14 protein-coding genes are annotated in these 17635 nt (G+C 45.1%); 3 read left to right on the forward strand and 11 right to left on the reverse strand.

The genetic code is table 11. The features are described 5' to 3' along the window. Window positions 1-112: 112 nt before the first annotated feature. The 3 genes from accC to HUU58_04490 all read right to left on the reverse strand — a co-directional run bounded on the left by accC (window position 113) and on the right by HUU58_04490 (window position 3233). Window positions 113-1456, reverse strand: a complete 1344-nt coding sequence (gene accC, locus HUU58_04480; GenBank protein NUN44918.1) for an acetyl-CoA carboxylase biotin carboxylase subunit — start codon at window positions 1454-1456, stop codon at window positions 113-115. 63 nt (window positions 1457-1519) lie between these two features. Beyond that, the gene (locus HUU58_04485) at window positions 1520-2467 is read right to left on the reverse strand and encodes a response regulator (protein NUN44919.1); all 948 of its coding nucleotides are present in this window, start codon (window positions 2465-2467) and stop codon (window positions 1520-1522) included. Window positions 2468-2573: 106 nt separating this feature from the next. Further along, window positions 2574-3233 carry a DUF2461 domain-containing protein gene (locus HUU58_04490; protein ID NUN44920.1) on the reverse strand — a complete coding sequence of 220 codons (660 nt, stop codon included), beginning with the start codon at window positions 3231-3233 and terminating at the stop codon, window positions 2574-2576. A gap of 193 nt (window positions 3234-3426) precedes the next feature. Here HUU58_04490 and rho point away from each other — a divergent pair, with 193 nt between their 5' ends. Then, the gene (gene rho / locus HUU58_04495; GenBank protein ID NUN44921.1) at window positions 3427-4527 is read left to right on the forward strand and encodes a transcription termination factor Rho; all 1101 of its coding nucleotides are present in this window, start codon (window positions 3427-3429) and stop codon (window positions 4525-4527) included. 4 nt (window positions 4528-4531) lie between these two features. Next, window positions 4532-4858, forward strand: a complete 327-nt coding sequence (locus HUU58_04500; GenBank protein ID NUN44922.1) for a hypothetical protein — start codon at window positions 4532-4534, stop codon at window positions 4856-4858. A 15-nt stretch (window positions 4859-4873) separates the two neighbouring features. Here the strand turns inward: HUU58_04500 and HUU58_04505 are convergent, their stop codons facing one another. The 6 genes from HUU58_04505 to HUU58_04530 all read right to left on the reverse strand — a co-directional run bounded on the left by HUU58_04505 (window position 4874) and on the right by HUU58_04530 (window position 12976). Next, window positions 4874-5980 (reverse strand): BamA/TamA family outer membrane protein, encoded by a 1107-nt coding sequence (locus HUU58_04505; GenBank protein ID NUN44923.1) that lies wholly within the window; start codon window positions 5978-5980, stop codon window positions 4874-4876. 101 nt (window positions 5981-6081) lie between these two features. After that, window positions 6082-6294 (reverse strand): hypothetical protein, encoded by a 213-nt coding sequence (locus tag HUU58_04510; protein ID NUN44924.1) that lies wholly within the window; start codon window positions 6292-6294, stop codon window positions 6082-6084. 348 nt (window positions 6295-6642) lie between these two features. Further along, window positions 6643-9828, reverse strand: a complete 3186-nt coding sequence (locus HUU58_04515) for an efflux RND transporter permease subunit (protein NUN44925.1) — start codon at window positions 9826-9828, stop codon at window positions 6643-6645. A gap of 45 nt (window positions 9829-9873) precedes the next feature. Next, on the reverse strand, window positions 9874-10926 hold the full coding sequence (locus tag HUU58_04520) for an efflux RND transporter periplasmic adaptor subunit (GenBank protein ID NUN44926.1): 1053 nt from the start codon (window positions 10924-10926) through the stop codon (window positions 9874-9876). Window positions 10927-10963: 37 nt separating this feature from the next. After that, the gene (locus HUU58_04525; GenBank protein NUN44927.1) at window positions 10964-12325 is read right to left on the reverse strand and encodes a TolC family protein; all 1362 of its coding nucleotides are present in this window, start codon (window positions 12323-12325) and stop codon (window positions 10964-10966) included. Between the two features lie 3 nt (window positions 12326-12328). Further along, complete coding sequence (locus HUU58_04530; GenBank protein NUN44928.1) at window positions 12329-12976, reverse strand: TetR/AcrR family transcriptional regulator; 648 nt, start codon at window positions 12974-12976, stop codon at window positions 12329-12331. Between the two features lie 280 nt (window positions 12977-13256). Here HUU58_04530 and HUU58_04535 point away from each other — a divergent pair, with 280 nt between their 5' ends. Beyond that, window positions 13257-13670, forward strand: a complete 414-nt coding sequence (locus HUU58_04535) for a VOC family protein (GenBank protein NUN44929.1) — start codon at window positions 13257-13259, stop codon at window positions 13668-13670. Window positions 13671-13817: 147 nt separating this feature from the next. On the opposite strand, the gene HUU58_04540 is transcribed toward HUU58_04535, so the two are convergent. Together HUU58_04540 and guaB are read right to left on the reverse strand one after the other, a co-directional pair. Further along, the gene (locus HUU58_04540) at window positions 13818-15209 is read right to left on the reverse strand and encodes a Fic family protein (GenBank protein NUN44930.1); all 1392 of its coding nucleotides are present in this window, start codon (window positions 15207-15209) and stop codon (window positions 13818-13820) included. Window positions 15210-15714: 505 nt separating this feature from the next. Continuing rightward, window positions 15715-17196: an IMP dehydrogenase gene (gene guaB / locus HUU58_04545; GenBank protein ID NUN44931.1), complete on the reverse strand. Its 1482-nt coding sequence runs from the start codon at window positions 17194-17196 to the stop codon at window positions 15715-15717. Window positions 17197-17635: the final 439 nt, after the last annotated feature.

A 17635-nucleotide genomic window follows, 5' to 3' on the forward strand; every position in this document is an offset into this window, starting at 1 on the left:
GGATGACCAATGGCAATCGGAATTTCGGCTGTGTTTTATGATAAGAACCATACCGGGACCGGATTAGAGCCCCGGTATGAATATAGACATACTTTGCAGTGGATGCAATATACTACAAACCGAGCAGGCGTTCCACAAACTTAGTGTCAAAATCCCCACTTACGAAATTTTCATTGAGCATCATCCTTTTCTGAAAGGGGATCGTAGTTTTGATGCCTTCGATGATAAATTCGTCCAATGCTCCGCACATCTTGCTGATGGCTTCAGTACGGTTTTCTCCCAAAACGATCAGTTTACCGATCATCGAGTCATAGTTGGACGGGATTTGATATTCGGCATACGCATGCGAATCAACACGAATACCGTAACCGCTCGGAATATGAAACGCATGTATTTTTCCGGCTGACGGACGGAAATTGTGATCGGGATCTTCGGCGTTAATGCGGCATTCGATCGCGTGTCCACGCGGTTTGAAATCCGACTGCTGGAACGGCAGTTTTTCTCCGGCGGCAACGCGGATCTGCCATTTGATCAGGTCAATGCCGTATACCATTTCAGTGACGCAGTGCTCGACCTGAATACGCGTATTCATTTCCATGAAGTAAAAATTCTTTTCTTTATCCATCAAAAATTCGATGGTGCCCACGCTTTCGTAGTCTACGCTTTTTGCGCCACGTACAGCGGCTTCACCTATTTTTTGACGCAAAGCTTCATCCACCGCGGGCGAAGGGGATTCTTCGATCAGTTTCTGTTGACGACGTTGCATTGAACAGTCGCGCTCGCCGATGTGAAATACGTTGCCATGCTGATCGCCGATGAGCTGGATTTCGATGTGGCGCGGTTTTTCAATGAATTTTTCGATGTATACATCCGGATTCCCAAATGCCGATTCGGCTTCCGCACGTGCCGTGTTATACGCATTTTCAAACTCCGATTCCTCACGAACAATACGCATTCCGCGTCCGCCGCCGCCGGCGGTGGCTTTGATGATCACGGGAAGCCCGGCTTCTTTCATGATTTCGCGGGCATGTTTGATATCCCGCACGATACCGTCGCTTCCGGGGACAACCGGTACGCCGGCTTTTTTCATCGTATCTTTAGCAAAAGCCTTATCGCCCATTTTTTGAATCATGTGAGATTTGGGGCCGATAAATTTGACACCGACCGATTCACAGATTTCCGCAAACTTGATATTCTCAGAAAGAAATCCGTAACCCGGGTGAATGCCGTCGGCACCGGTTATTTCTGCGGCGCTCATGATCTGTGGAATATTCAGATAACTTTTGGCACTTGGCGCCGGACCCACGCAAATGGCTTCATCGGCAAAACGCACGTGGAGTGAATTGGCATCCGCTTCGGAATATACGGCCACCGTTTTGATACCCATTTCACGGCATGCGCGAATTACGCGCAACGCTATTTCACCGCGATTGGCGATCAGAATTTTTTTGAACATACTTCCTTCCGGTTAATGATACATGCCGGCGCACAAGCGCTCGTATGTGTTATATAATACATATTATGATCGTTTATCAATCAGATAGTTACTGCCGTCCTTTTTCTTCACCGCTTTTTTGACTTCGGCGGCGATTTGGGCGATCTGTCCCATACTGCTCAACTCGCGGTTTTCGTTGCTTACCACGGCAATCGAAATAGACATAAGCGGAAACTGATCCATTTCGTCTTTTCGGTTTTTTGTTATAATATGGCCCGCTTTACGGTCTGTTTCGTCATACAGGGACGGATAAAAATCATCTAATCGTTCGATAATTGTTTTACAAATCGTTTCCACTCGATCGTAACGCGAAACGATGAAGACGAAGTCATCCCCGCCAACATGGCCGACAAAATCTTCTTTTGCGCCCAGTTCGCCGATCACATCAAGGATTATACGTGCCGTACCCTGAATGGCCTCATCTCCGCTTTTGAAACCGTACTTATCGTTGTATGCTTTGAAATTATCCAAATCCGCATAACAAACGGCAAAAGGCGTTTTTTGTTTTTGATTTTGCGCTATTCTAAAGTTGATGTCGTCTTCGATCGCATAATTTCCCGGTAATTTGGTCAGGGGATTTGCACCGATGCTTTCTTTATAGCGACGGATCAAAGCTTCTAAACGGGCCGTTAATTCCTGATGATCCACGTCTTTGGTGATATAGTCATCGGCTCCGGTTCGCAAAGATGCTAATTTGTCGGACAACTGATCGCTGGAGCTAAACATCACAATCGGGACATTGCGTGTGGACGGACGCTCCTTGAGTTTTTCGCGAACGGTGTGCCCGTTGATGTCCGGCATATTGATATCCAAAAGAATCAAATCCGGCCGTATGCGGGTCATGATTTCCAAGCCTTCGCGTCCGCTTTCGGAGGTGATCACTTCAAAACCTTTGTTTTGGAGTATCGTCGAAAAGATAAAAATTTTATCCGGTTCATCATCGATCATCAATATCTTTTCACGAAAATCCATACTGCTTTCGATTGTAAAATGTTAACCGATGAAAACGAGCGAAATTATCAAAACCACAGACGAAAGTCAATCAAGGAGTTCAACCGCATACTGCTCAAAAACCGAATTATTGTGACACCGCGTCATTGATAAAATCACACAAAGGCTTCATGGCTTTAAACCCTTTGATCACATGTTCTTCAAAACGCGGGTTGGAAAGTTCTTTGTCGGATATTTTATGCAACACGACATAACTCGTGTATTTAAGCCATTCGGCATGCGGGTGCGAAGCCGGAAAACCTTTGGGCATAGTTTTCAATTTTTCCGGTTGGAGCGCGTTAAAATATTTTTTGAATACGGGTGCCTTGATGATTTTTTTTAAGCCGTCGGCTTCTTCCGCCACATAGTTACGCATTTTGAGAAGAATATCCGATGGCGGCATGTACAAACCCCCACCCAGCATGGAAGCGCCGGGTTCGATGTGAATGTAATATCCCGCTCCGCTGGATTTACGTCCGCCCGGTGCAAGGAAAGCACCAAAGTTGGTTTTGTAGGGTGTTTTGTCTTTGGAAAAACGCGTATCACGGAATATTCTGAATATACAGTCTTTGGGTTGCAAAGAAGCCAACGACGGGTCCACCACGGTCATATCGCCGATCAGATCGCCCACAAAATTTTCAAACGACATCTTGGCCATAGCGTAATCATCGCGATGGGTATCAAACCAGGCCTTTTTATTATTCTTTTTCAGGTTTTTTAAAAAACCGAGAATCGTACCGGTTTCCACAGAAAGCCTCCTTGCTTAGATAGTTGGGCATGAAGTAAAACGGTACGCGTAAAGTAGTTTCTGAAAAAACTATATTCCATTACTTTTAAAATAGATCAATAAACCGCTTGATTATAAACGTCCCGGTGCCTATCATGTTTTTATCTTTTTGATTTCAAATTGAATTCTATCATTATTACCCAATTACATTGTTATGTCTGAAGTATTCTCCGGGATATTGGAAACGGATCCCAAAGGTTTTGGATTTATTCGCACGCTCAGCTTGACGCTATCGCCGTCACCGAAAGATGTTTTTGTACCGCCCGGAATAATCACTCAAAATCGTCTGCGCCCCGGTGTTCTCGTTGAAGGAACAGGAGCGCCCGGCGACAAAGGCAATACACGTGTCGCTACGATTACGAGTGTGAACGGTATGGATCCCGAAGCATGGAAATCGGTGCAGGATTTCGGAACTTTGCAAGTGATCCAACCCAAGGATCGGATTAGTCTGACAGGGCACGAACAAAACACCTCCATGCGTGTGGTGGATCTTTTTTGCCCGATTGGACGCGGTCAGAGAGGGTTGATCGTAGCGCCGCCCAAAGCAGGTAAGACAAGATTGCTTCAGGAATTGGCGCACGCCATTTCGATGAATAACGACGACATCACTATGATCGTTTTGCTGATCGATGAACGTCCTGAAGAAGTGACCGACATGCGCAGGTCTATACGCGGTGAGGTTTTTGCCAGCAGCAGCGACAGCGCGGGGGCGCAACATATTCGTCTTGCACAACTCGTACTCGAATACGCCAAGCGCAAAGTCGAAGCCGGTAAACATATTGTTCTTTTGCTGGATTCGCTTACACGCATGGGCCGCGCATTCAATGTGCAACAAAAAAGCAGCGGACGAACGCTGTCCGGCGGCGTTGACATACGCGCACTTGAGATTCCCAAACGTATTTTCGGAGCGGCGCGTAATATAGAGCACGGCGGATCACTGACGATTCTTGCAACGGCATTGATCGAAACCAACAGCCGTATGGATGAATTGATCTTTCAGGAATTCAAAGGGACCGGTAATATGGAGCTTGTGCTTTCGCGCGAGCTTTCGGACGAACGTATTTTTCCTGCGATTGATTTGAATAAATCAGGTACGCGTAATGAAGAGCTTTTGTTTGGCAACGATACGATGCGGCATCAAACCTTGCGGAGGTCACTCGCCCGCATACAACCGCGCGAAGCGATGAAGCAGGTTCTTGAACTTATTCAGCGATTTCCTGATAATGCGTTGTTATTGGATCAGGTGAAAGGATAATCATATGCGTCAGCGTCTGACACAATTGGGAATCATCGTCAGTGTTTTTGTTCTTTTTTTGTCGGGATTTGATGCCTTAGATCAGCAGCGGTACGCGATGGCGTCGCTGTATCTGTTATGCGTGGCGCTGTATATTGCCGTATGGCGGATCAGTCTTCACGTAGTGATGCAAAAACAAGTGTGGCTGACATGGGTTGGCACGTTTGTTATCCTCATAGCAGCGATGGATTATTTTTCTCAAGGAAAAAAATATCTGCCTTATGCTTATATTTTAGCCGCTATAATCAATACGATTCCGGTATTTTTCAAACGCCGTTCGGCCAAATCCTAATCCGCGCATCTGTTATCAAAAAGCTTCACCGATGCTGATATAGTATCCGGAAGTTTTTTTGCCGTAACCGAAATCCAAACGCAGATTCAGTTTTTCATTTTCGTCAAATGCAAAACGAATGCCGTAACCGTAAGAAGTTTTAAGATCGGTAATCCGGTAGTCACTTATACGGTGGGCTACATCGCCATAACTGCCAAAAATCACACCGCCGAAGCGCCAATATACGGGAAAACGATATTCTGTTTGTGTGACAAACATTCCGCGATCCCGGTACCGGCCGTAACGATAACCCCGCATCATCATTTGCCCGCCAAATAAAGCTAAATCAGTAAAGGGCGGTTTACCGGTCTCTTGAAAAAAATACATTTGAACGGCGGCGATATGATTTCGAAAGAAAGGATAATAGCGTCGTGCGTCAACAATGATCCGGTTGTAACTGTAATCACTGCCGAGCCATGGTTGAAACGGTACAAATGAAACGATAATATTGCCGCCGGAGGTAGGATATTGCGTATTATCTCTGGTGTCGTAGTTGGCCATAAAACCAAGTCCCGAGCGCAATCCGCGGCGTGAGCCTTCCGTTGAGGTGTTGGATAAAATCCCGGTATTCTCGCGTTCGATAATACGTGTGTGGTCAATTTCGTATTGTAAACCCGCGTAGAACTTAGGTTTCCACTGCTTTTGGAGAATAAGCGAAAACTTAAATGTGCGCGGCGTAAATTTTTCCAGCGACGAATCGGGTGTATCGGGGCCGACACCATAGAGTACATCCGGGTATTTGAGAAATGTAATTTCTGTAGTGCCGTGATATTTTTCGCGATCCCAATAATGATCGGCATACAATCCGGCGGTGAATTGTTTGTTTTGTGTATATATAACCGACGGTACTAGCGTTGTAGGTTTGGCATTTTCAGGAAACGGTTTACGAAAATAAATAGCCGCAATGGCGCCATAGCCTAACTTTGTTTCAGGTGTGTAAAACAGAGCGGGGATGACAAGAAAATTTTTTTTGATGCGGGTTTGTAACGAATCATTTTCTTGTGCGTTTAGGAACGGGGCCGATATAGAGATACAGCACACGAGCCGCAGAATACAAGAGCGCGTGAAGTTTGTGAAGATCATAGTTGCAATGTTTTAAAAACGAAAAAGGGGTAGTTTCTTGCGAAACGGCCCCTTTTTGCTGTGAACGCTCGAAGTTTCCTCCGACACCTCCACATAGACGGTTATTTATTTAATTTATTCAAAATAAAAATCCAGATTTGCGGGATATACGCGCCGATGATGATCAGCAGTAAGCCGATCATCGTCCATTTATTGACGATCGTACTGGAAACAAATTTATCCAATCCGACATTAACGATACTGATCCACCAGCCGATGACCATGCATGTTATCCCAACCGCTTGCGGGATGAGACGGCGAATAAATTTATCCATGTACGGCCTGCTTTAAATTAGAAAAAACGATGTTATCCTTCGTGTCGTTGTTTGTTGTCTGGCAGGACTCGCCTTCACAGCAGCGGATTTGAACATTGTGACAGCGGCGGCACCGGTAATGTCCATGCACAAACACAAAACCTTCCGCACTGCCGCAGAAAAAACACTGTGATGAAGAAACCATAGATATAATAAAATGAAATGGCGAGTACCGTATGAAGTAAATTAAACGGGCGATGGATATATTGCAAGGATAAAAAAGTAAAATAAAAACGGTTACACCGGGTGGACGTGTAACCGTTTGTAAACAAACATGAATTTGTAATTCAAAAAAACTACCGCATGATCTTACGCTTCTGATTTTACCGTTTCGGCTTTTCCATAATGACCGTTGGAGCCGGTAGCCAGTATGACGGGTTCGCTATGTTTACCCGTAACGCGTTTGAAAAACTGAGGAACTCTGTTTTTCCAATCATCAAACTTCAGATACACGATCGGTACAAAAATCAACGTGAGGAACATCGAACTCGTCAAACCGCCGATCAAAGCCCAGGCGAGACCTGTTTTCCATTCCGCACCGGCGCCGCTGGCTAAAGCAATAGGCAACATACCGATCACCATCGCCATCGTGGTCATCAGAATGGGGCGGAGTCGTGCGCTGCCGGCTTCCATCAAAGCATCATAGGTTTGCATCCCTTGCGCTTTCATGTCATTGGTACGATCGACAAGCAAGATGGCGTTTTTCGCAACCAGACCGATCATCATGATCATACCGAGTAATGAAAAGATTGAGAGTGACTTGATGGCTAAGGCAAGCGCAAGCAACGCGCCCACGCCGGCCACGGGGATTGAAAATAAAACCACAAACGGATACAGGTATGAATCGTACAGCGCCACCATGATAAGATAAACGAAAAGTACGCCGGCAAGAAAAGCCAATCCCATACTGCCGAAACCTTCCGATCGGTTTTCTTCATCGCCGAGATAAGTGAATGTAACATCCTTACCGAGTTTATCTTTTTCCAAAGCGATGGCTTTTTGGAAATCCTGCACCACATTACCGCTCGGACGTCCGAGCACCTGTCCCATCACGGTTATAGAACCGATACGATCCTGACGTTGCAATTTGGAAGGGCCGGCCGTTTGATAAATCGATGCAAATTGTTGGAGTTCGATTTGTTCGTTACGGCTATTGATAAAACTCAGATGGCGCACGTCGTTGAGGTTAGAACGATCAAATTCGTCGAGGCGAATGCGTATCGTATATTCGTTGGCGCCGTCGCGAAATTTGGAATCTTCATCGCCGGTCAACGCAATGCGTAGCGTTTGCCCGATATCGGCGATGGTCAGACCGAAAGCCGCCATTTTTTGACGATCCACTTCGATGCGCGTTTCGGGTTTGCCGTCTTCGGCTGAAAGTTTGACGTCGGTTGCGCCGGGTACCGCGGCCAAAATTTGCATCGCCCGGTCCGCGGCGTGTTTCATGTCGGCTTCATTGGTTGCGCTGACCACGATTTGTATCGGAGTTTGATTGGCCGTGCCAAAAATACCGATCGGATTTACGCGCACTTTAACTCCCGGAATTTCGGCGATGCGCGCTTTGATCAGTTCTCCGACTTCATCCGTTGATTTGGTACGCTCGGATTTGTCCACCAGCGTAACATTCAATTCGGAAATATTATTCGACGACATCGTAAGAAATCCGTCGCTGGATGCGCCGACATTGGTAAATACTTTACTCACTTCAGGCATCGCGGTAATGATCTTTTCGGCCTGTTGTGTCGCATGATTGGTTGACTCGATGGTCGCACCCGAAGGAAGTTCGAGGAAAACGGCGAATTCACCGCGATCGCCCTGGGTAACGAATTCATTACCGATAAATCCAAAGGGAACCAACGCACAGCTCGAGAAAAACAAAAGCACCGTTGCGGTGACTACGGTTTTGCGATGGGATAAAGCCCAACGCAACAAACGCAGATAATGATTTTTAAATGCTTCATAGAGGGCTTCAAACCATAATGCAAAACGACCTAAAAAAGTGCCGTTCGTCATTCTCTCCAGTTTGGAAAAACGCGAAGCGAGAAGCGGAGTCACTGTAAATGAAACAAACAAACTCATCATCGTGGAAACCGTAACTACGATGGCAAACTGGCGCATGATGTTTCCGATAAGGCCAGTGGTCATGGCCAGCGGCACAAATACGACCACATCCACGAGCGTGATGGATAACGCCGCGAAACCGATTTCGTTACGTCCGGTGATCGCTGCATCGCGCGGTTTTAAGCCTTTTTCCAAATAATGATAAATATTTTCAAGCACGACGATCGAGTCGTCCACCAGAATACCTACGACTAACGACAACGCGAGCAAGGTCATCAGGTTGAGAGTAAATCCCAGCAGGTACATGGCAAAAAATGTGGAAACAAGTGACGCCGGGATCGCGATCATCACGATGATCGAATTTCGAACGCTGTGCAAAAACAAAAACATGGTCAACGCAACCAGTACGATGGCCAGCATCAAATCAAATTTGACCGCATTTGCCGCATCCACGGTAAACTGGGAACCGTCTTGAGCGATCGTAATTTTTAATTTTATGTTTTCATAATCCTTTTCCATGCTTACGAGTTCCGCACGAACAAGTTCGCTTACGCGCACGGCATTGGCATCGGATTGTTTTTGAACCAAAATACCGATGGATTCGTTTCCGTTAATTCGGCTCAAGGTTGACATGTCTTTTTGACCATCATGCACTTCAGCGACATCGGATAACTTGATATCTCCGCCTTGTTTGGAGCGTCCGACGACAAGTAAGCTCAACGCTTCGACAGATTCAAATTTTCCCGCAACGCGAACGACAAACTGGGTGCCTTCTTGTTTGATATTGCCGGTCGGAAAATCAAGGTTAGAGGCTTTGATCGTTTGGGCTACGCGTGCCAGTGATAGGCCGTAAGATTTGATTTTTTGCGCATCCAGATTGATTTTGATTTCGCGCTCGTTACCGCCGACCAAAGTGACCTGTGCGACACCGGATTGCTTGGCGATGCGCGGTACGACGCGGTCTTTGAGAAATTGATAAAATTCACGCGGACCCATCGAACTGGTCGCACCCATACGCAATACCGGGAATTCGTCCAATGCAAATTTGGTAATGACCGGTGTTTTGACATCGCGGGGCATGGTCGCAAGGATACCGTTGACTTTGCGTTGCGCTTCCTGCAATGCAAGATCAATATTGGCAGATTGAGTCAAACGAACAAATACCAGCGAAAAACCTTCCTGGGAAGTCGAATTGATACGGGAGACATTATCCAAACCGGAGACGGCTTCTTCGATCGGTTTACTGACGGAGTTTTCCACTTCGGATGGAGAAGCGCCGGGATAAATCGTACTGATGGTGACTACCGGTGGTGCAAATTTTGGCAACAGTTCATAACTGAGCTGATTGTATCCGAAAATACCAAGCACCGTAAGCGCACCGAAGATCACGACGATCAGGGACGGACGCTTTATGGCTAATTCTGTTATACTCATTTTTTATTTTTCCTGCTTCGTTGGATAGCGTTACACACTAAAATGTTACTGGGCGACACGGATAGTGGATTGATCCTGGAGGTTGTTTTGTCCTTTGATCACCACGTTTTCGCCTTCTTTGAGACCGCTCAATACTTCGATTTTGTGACTGGATGCAACGCCTACCACAATATTACGCAGTACGGCTTTATCCCCTTCGACTACGAATACTTGCGGTTTTTTTAAGCTGCCGACCAAAGCTTCGCGTGCGATGACTACGGATGTACGTTCTACAAATGTTTTAAAGTCAACGCGGGCAAACATTCCGGCTTTGAGCGGATTTTTGGAATTATTGTTGAGGCTCAGTTCGACCGGATAGGTGTGCGCTTCATCCGCTTTGGCGCTGATGTTTTCTACACGGGCTTCAAATTCCATCCCGGGATAAACATCGGTGGAGACCACAGCTTTATCGCCGTTTTTGATTTTAAATACGTCGTGCTCGGCCAATTGGATTTTTACTTTCAGTTTCGAAACATCCACGACATTGGCAATCACGGTGCCGGGAACGACCATCGTTCCGAAATCAACCGAACGGGACGAAACGATGCCGCCGATCGGAGTCGTGATACGCGTATCATTGTACTGACGGCGTGCCACGATGTATTGCGCTTCGGCCGATTGGAAAGCCAGGCGCGAAGATTCGATCTGACTGGTCGAGATCGCGTTGTTTTTAAAAAGTTCTTCGTTGCGCTCGAGGTCTTTTTTTGTTTTTTGATAGTTTGCTTCGGCAAGCAGGTAATTGGCTTTTTTTAGTTCGTCATCCACCTGTGCGATGACCGATCCGGCGCCTAATTGATCGCCGACTTTGGCATTGACGCTCACCACACGACCTTGTGTTTCCGATACGATGGCCACGTCATTATTGGCCGTGATCGTACCGACGACGGATATCGCTTGATCGATTTTTTCCATGACCGCCGGTGCGACGGATACGGAAACCGATGTGATCGCGATCGAAGCATTCATTTTGGAAGCGCTGCGCACTTTGTTATTCCACAAACCGAGCGCAATAAAAGCTATGACCGCAAAAATCCCGAGTGTTATTTTTAGTTTACGCATGATATAAAACTCCATTTTATAGTTTTTTATTTAAAAATTATTCGTTTTGTCCGATGGCTTTTTGAAGACGCGCTTGAGCCAATTCAAAATCCACGATCGCATTGGTATAAGCCGTTTTGGCTTGAAGCACGGAAACTTCGGCATCTAATAAATCGGTGGTCAGAGCGACGCCTTTTTTAAATTTTTCGGAAGTAATACGATAGCTTTCTTCCGACTGCTCTACCGTCTGACGGGTAACGGAAATTTTTTCTTTGGCTTGTTGCATCGCCAGATAGCTTTGGGTCACTTCCAGGCTGATACCGTCTTTGATAAGGCCGAGCGCATCTTTGGTTTGTTCAACGACCGCTTTGGCTTGCTGCACCTGATGTGCCGTCGCATTCCAGTTCCACAAATCAAAAGTGGCATTCAGACCCACATCCCAGGTGTACTTAAAAGCATCTTCAGAGGGAAAAATACGTTGATTGGGTCGGTTATAATACACGTTGCCTTGCAGCGATACCTGCGGCATGTAGCTACCTTTGGCTGCACGGACGGACGCTTCACCGGCTTGAATACGCAATTCCATAGCTTTTACATCTTCACGGTTGGTCCAACCTTTATAGAGCAGGGAATCATAGTTTGAAAAAGTACGATCCGTGTTTTGTATTTTGGAAACGATTTGGATCTCTGTGTCGAGCGATTGGCCGATCAGATTATTGAGATGTACCATTGCCAGTTTGACTGCATTTTTGGCGTCAATCTGTAAAAGCTGAACATTGGAAAGCTGTACCTGCACTTTGAGCACATCGTTATTGGTGATCATACCTTGCGCATAAAGATTTTGGGCATCTTTAAGATGGGCTTTGACCTGTTCGAGGTTTTCATCCACGACTTTGTTGTATTCGATCGCTTTAAACAGATTCCAATACGCCGTGCGCGTATTAAATACGATATCTTTTTTCTCTTTGCTAAAATCCAAAACCGCTGCTTCTTCGGAGAGGCGTGCAGCCTTTTCATTGGATTCGAGTTTCATACCCGTGAATACATTGTATTGTATTGTACCTTTGAGGAGGTAGCTGTTAAGAATAGCCGGCGCTACTTTGGAAACGATATCTCTGGACGGAATACCGGGGCCAAAAGCATTAGCCGGAATTGAAAATTCGCCGTCCGGTACTTCACTCAAACGCGTATATCCGGCCGTCAGTTTGGCAGACGGTAAGCGGTAGGTACGCATTTCTTTCGCGCGGGCCGAAGCGCCTTGCGCTTTCATCTCGACGATGCGCAGTTGTTTGCTGGTTTCAACCGCCATTTTTACGGCCTCTTCTTCGGTCAGGGCGCGTTGCGATTGGGCAAAAATAATTTTTAGGCTAAAAAGAAAACTCAAAATGAGCACGATCTTGAATATCCGGTTGCTTTTCATATATCAAACTCCTTGTGGCGTAATCGTGGGTAAAGCGACGGTGGCGCTGACGGAAAATGTTTTACGGGCGTCGGCGGTAAGGATGCCTTCGAAAAATACTTTCCATATACTTTCAAAAATCTGCGGTGCCGACTGAGACAACTGCATGATAACTTGCGGATTCATCATGTTTTCGATAATGCCGAGGTACATCATGATGATCAGTTTTTCATCGATATCGTTGCGTATGGAACCTTTACTGATGCCTTCACGCAAAACGAGACCAAACTGTGCCGCGATCCGCGTGTGGCGCCATTCGTGTATCTGTTGCCACATGTCGGGCAAGTGTTTGCGCAGATCGGCTACGAGTTCACGGCTAAGGTTACCGTTGACACGCAAAAAATACGTCGGCATTTGTCTCAACTTATCTTCAAAACGCATCGTTTGATCGCCGATGATACGATCACAAAACGTATCGCATTCGTGCATGGCCGACTGTATAATGCCCTGTATCAACTCTTGTTTACTTGGGAAATACTGGTACAAGGTTTTTTTGCTCATGCCGAGGTTTTCAGCGATTTCGTCCATAGTGACTTTGCTGTAACCAAATTTGACAAAAAGCTCCAAAGCGGCTTTTACAATGCGGGTTCTGATTTCAAAATCTTCGGGCACTTTTGGACTCCTTAAAATAAATTTTAATGACCCATTCAAACGTTTGGAAACTTAAAAAGTTTCATTAGTTTCCATTTTTTCAAAAAAATTAGCCGATGTTTAATCTAGCTAAATCAATTACTTAATCATTTTCGAGAAAACTATATTTGTTTTCTTGGTTTCCAATATACAAAAAAAGTGACTTTTGTCAAGTAATTCTTTCATTTTTGTTGAACTTGGGTATCCTACGTGATACTTTCGAAGTACCTTTATAGCCCACCCCATATACAAGGAGGTTTTTATGAAACGCGTTACCGGTTTAGGCGGAGTTTTTTTTCGTTGTGAAGATCCGGGTTCGACCATGGCATGGTATCAAAAGCATCTCGGGGTTCAACCCGACGGATACGGCGGTAGTTTTTTTGAGTGGCTGGAAAAAGATAATACGGAGGAGATCGGCATCACGGCGTTTAGCACGATGAGTAAAAAAACAAAATATTTTCATCCGAGCCGCGCTCAGTTTATGATCAATTTTCGCGTGAAGAATCTCAAGAAACTGATGGAAGTATTACGGGCGGAAGGAGTTCAGCAAATCGGTAAGATCGAAACTTTTGAATACGGTTCTTTTGGTTGGATACTCGACCCCAATGGCGTAAAAATCGAATTGTGGGAACCGGTCAAAGGGTATCGCTTTAAACGCAAACGATCAAAAAAATAAAATGTGGTATTATGGTGTAGTTTGTTAATACTATTGCGTGATAAATATTTGCGGAGTAAGTAACGTTTGCGTCACAACAGAAAAAACTTGAAGTCGGAAAAATGCCTGTAAATTCCGCAGACTTTCACACGTCAGTTGCACGTTGTGTTAGCCCGCTTTTGTGTTAATGTGAATTTTGATTGCTTCTTCAATAAACGCTCGTCCAAAAGACTCTACTTTTTTGTGTTCAAGATTGTTGAAGTTATAGCGACAAACAAAACTTTCGTTATCTGAGGAATACATAATTTCTCTCAATGTTGGAATGGATGAATTATTTATTTGGTCAAGTTTCTCATAGAAAAACGGACTTTCTTCTCGTGAAATGAAAACACTTACTCCATTTGAGATTTGATTTCGCATTGGTACGCTCGGTAGCCCAAAAAAGAACATATACCTAGAGTGACTCTGACCTGATACAAAATCTAGTCTGAAAAACCAGCTACGTTTAATTATTACACCTTGTAGGGCGTTCATGTATTTTTCAAAATCAATCACATCAAACCCAATGAATTGAACATTAACAATGCCCGATAATTCATTTATTGTGTCAACGGTTTGCTTAAAGTAATTTCGCAAGAGTTCCATTGCGCTTTGCCAAACATCATACCGAACCCTAATTTTATTCTCTTGTTGGGTTTTTAATTGCATCATCAAAGAGCGTGCCCACTCCAGTTTGTTTCGTTGTTCACTAACTGCTCTTTCATATTCATCTATACTCTCTTCAAGAGTGTCACAGATTAGTGAAATAAAAGGCGTTAAGTCGGTGCTATGACTTGTCTCTAATGCGTCATAATATCTCGCCCTATCATCACGAGTTACAATTGAAATAGGGTATCCATGTCTCATCAAAACAAGATTCATTAAGATGCGTGCGGTTCGCCCATTACCATCTACAAAAGGATGAATGTAGACAAACCAAGTATGAGCAGCGCAGGCTAAAACTACAGGACTTGACGTTAATAAATATTCTGATGCTGTAACTTGCTCCAACCAATTGCAGAATTTTTCCATTTCGTCAGGAACTTTAATATAAGTAGGCGGTTTGTATCGTGAGCCTGAAATTTCAACTTCCGAAAGTCGGTATTTTCCGCAATTCACATTGTCAATTCCATTTAAGATGGCAGCGTGAATTTGACGTACATCATGTGCGGTTATCGGTCTTTCTGTTTTAGACGCCAATTCTTCAAAAAAATCCATCGCATGGGCTAAATTTTTGGCTTCGAGAGAGTCTTTTAAAGGTTTACCTGTAATTGTTAGGCCCTGCTCTACCACCATTCGTGTTTCTCCATAATCCAAACGATTACCTTCGATGGCGTTTGAATGGTGAATGTTTTTAATGCGAAAATATTTTTGAATTTGCTTTAAAACTTCAGGAGTCAACTTTCCCTGACTTCTTAATAGTTTTACACGTTGATCGATTTTTTCTACTAAAGGCAAGATGCCTTTGTCATATACATATGAAGTTCCATTAATTAGAATGTCGGGTATATATTCTGTCATGTGAAAACCTTTTCTTCAGGTTATTTTATTGTTTTTCTAATTCCACTTCGTTTGGAGGATGGCAAACTACTTTCAATTATTAGTTAATATATACCTATTTCTTCCTATAAAGCAAAACTGTTATCTAAGGATTTTTGTAACATTCTCTACCCGCCAAACATCTGATACTTGCACAAACATAAAAGAACCATCCTTCCTATCGGACGAAAAAAACTTAACCGAGTTTCCGGCTTTCATCGCGAAAGAAAAACGTAACAACTTTTATAGAAAAAAGCGATGCAGGGCATTCTTTATTTCAATTATGAAACTTTTCAGCGACGACGAAAGCTTGTGGGCCTTGTGCGTTCGCCGAAACCAAGGCGTTCAATGGTTTTTATCTAATTTAAGGCAGGATGATATTTTATATACGGCGCTTCATCAAAATGAAACGCCGGAAGAGAAATTCTGATTATTCGTAGATCGGCTAAACGATGATTACCCCCACACCGATTGGCGTGATGGTATTCTAACTGTTCATCCGATAATTCGGTGATTCTTTCGTCACAAAAATATCGTGCGGATGGCTTTCTTTGAGTCCGGCACCGGTCATTTTCATCAACCGGGTTTTGCTTTTCATCGTTTCGATGGATTCCGCGCCGCAGTATCCCATAGCCGCTCTTAAGCCGCCGACCATTTGGTACACCACATCGCTCAAGCGGCCTTTATACGGCACGCGTCCTTCGATACCTTCCGGTACGAGTTTATTGGTATCCATTTCGTCATCCTGAAAATAACGATCTTTGCTGCCTTGCTTCATCGCCGAAAGCGAACCCATACCGCGATAAACTTTATATTGACGGCCTTCATACAAAACGGATTCACCCGGGCTTTCTTCCGTGCCTGCGAAAAGACTTCCGATCATTACCGTATCGGCGCCGGCCACGATCGCTTTAGCGATATCGCCGGTTTGTTTGATGCCGCCATCGGCGATGATGGGGATCCCCGCTTTGGCGGCGACGCGTGCACATTCGAGGATCGCCGTGATTTGCGGTACGCCGACACCGGCGACGACGCGCGTGGTACAGATGGAACCGGGACCGATACCGACTTTGACGCAATCCGCGCCGGCTTTGATCAAAGCTTCGGTTGCTTCAGCCGTTGCGACATTGCCTGCGATAATTTCGATCTGCGGAAATTTTTGTTTTAATGTTTTGACCATTTCCAATACGCCGCGCGAGTGCCCGTGCGCGGTATCCACACCCAAGACATCCACGCCCGCATCCAAAAGCGCTTGCGCCCGTTCGACGGTATCTTTGGTTACGCCCAAGGCGCCGCCTACCCGCAAACGGCCGTGTTTATCTTTGCACGCATGGGGATACATTTTCTTCTTTTGAATATCTTTGACGGTGATGAGCCCCTGCAAAATATAACTATCATCCACGACAAGAAGCTTTTCGATGCGGTGTTTGTGCAGTATCAACTCCGCTTCATCCAGTGTCGTGCCGACTTTGGCGGTGACCAGATTATTTTTGGTCATCACGGTGTCAATCGGGTTCTGGTAGTTGGTGGCGAAACGCAGATCGCGATTGGTCAGAATGCCGGCTAATTTGCCGTCGGCGTAGGTGATGGGAATACCGCTGATTTTATAACGCTTCATCAAATCCAACGCGTCCGAAAGTTTGTGTTCCGGTGTCAGCGTGATGGGTTTCATGATCATTCCGCTTTCGGAACGTTTGACGCGATCGACTTCGGCTGCCTGATATTCGATGGAGCAGTTTTTGTGTACGATACCTATGCCGCCTTCGCGGGCCATTGCTATGGCCAATTCCGATTCCGTGACCGTATCCATCGCGGCGCTGATCAGGGGAATATTTAAAGTAATGGTTTTGGTAAGGCGGGTATTCACTTTGACCAAATTGGGCAATGTTTCGGAATACATCGGCACGATCAGGACATCATCAAATGTGAGGCCTTCGCCGACAAGCTTATTTTCAAAATTGAGCGACATAACAAGCTCCTTGCTAAAAAAAGTTGCGCAATATAGTCGGCTAAACCTACAAACGCAAGTCAGAGAGGGCTTTTTTGTGCCATGTATGCAGATTGCATCTATCGTTAAAAGTTATGTACACTATGTGCTTTTGCAAGCCTCATTCAGAACAGTATCCTTTTTTGTCGGAGCAGAGCCACGGATACGGAATACGTTCTCGCCAAGCCGCTAAGAAATTGAATAGTTTTTTCCTTTGCGTCTTTACGAGGTGATTTACTCACGAGTATTAAGAATCAGAATGATCAATGACGAACTCATTCTCACCAAGCCGCTAAGAAATTGAATAGTTTTTTCCTTCGCATCTCTGCGAGGTGATTTACTCACGAGCATCAAGAATCAGAGTGATCAATGACGAACTATTCTCGCCGAGCCGCTAAGAAATTGAATAGTTTTTTCTATT

Source organism: bacterium (genome assembly GCA_013360215.1).
Lineage (GTDB): Bacteria > CLD3 > CLD3 > SB21 > SB21 > JABWCP01.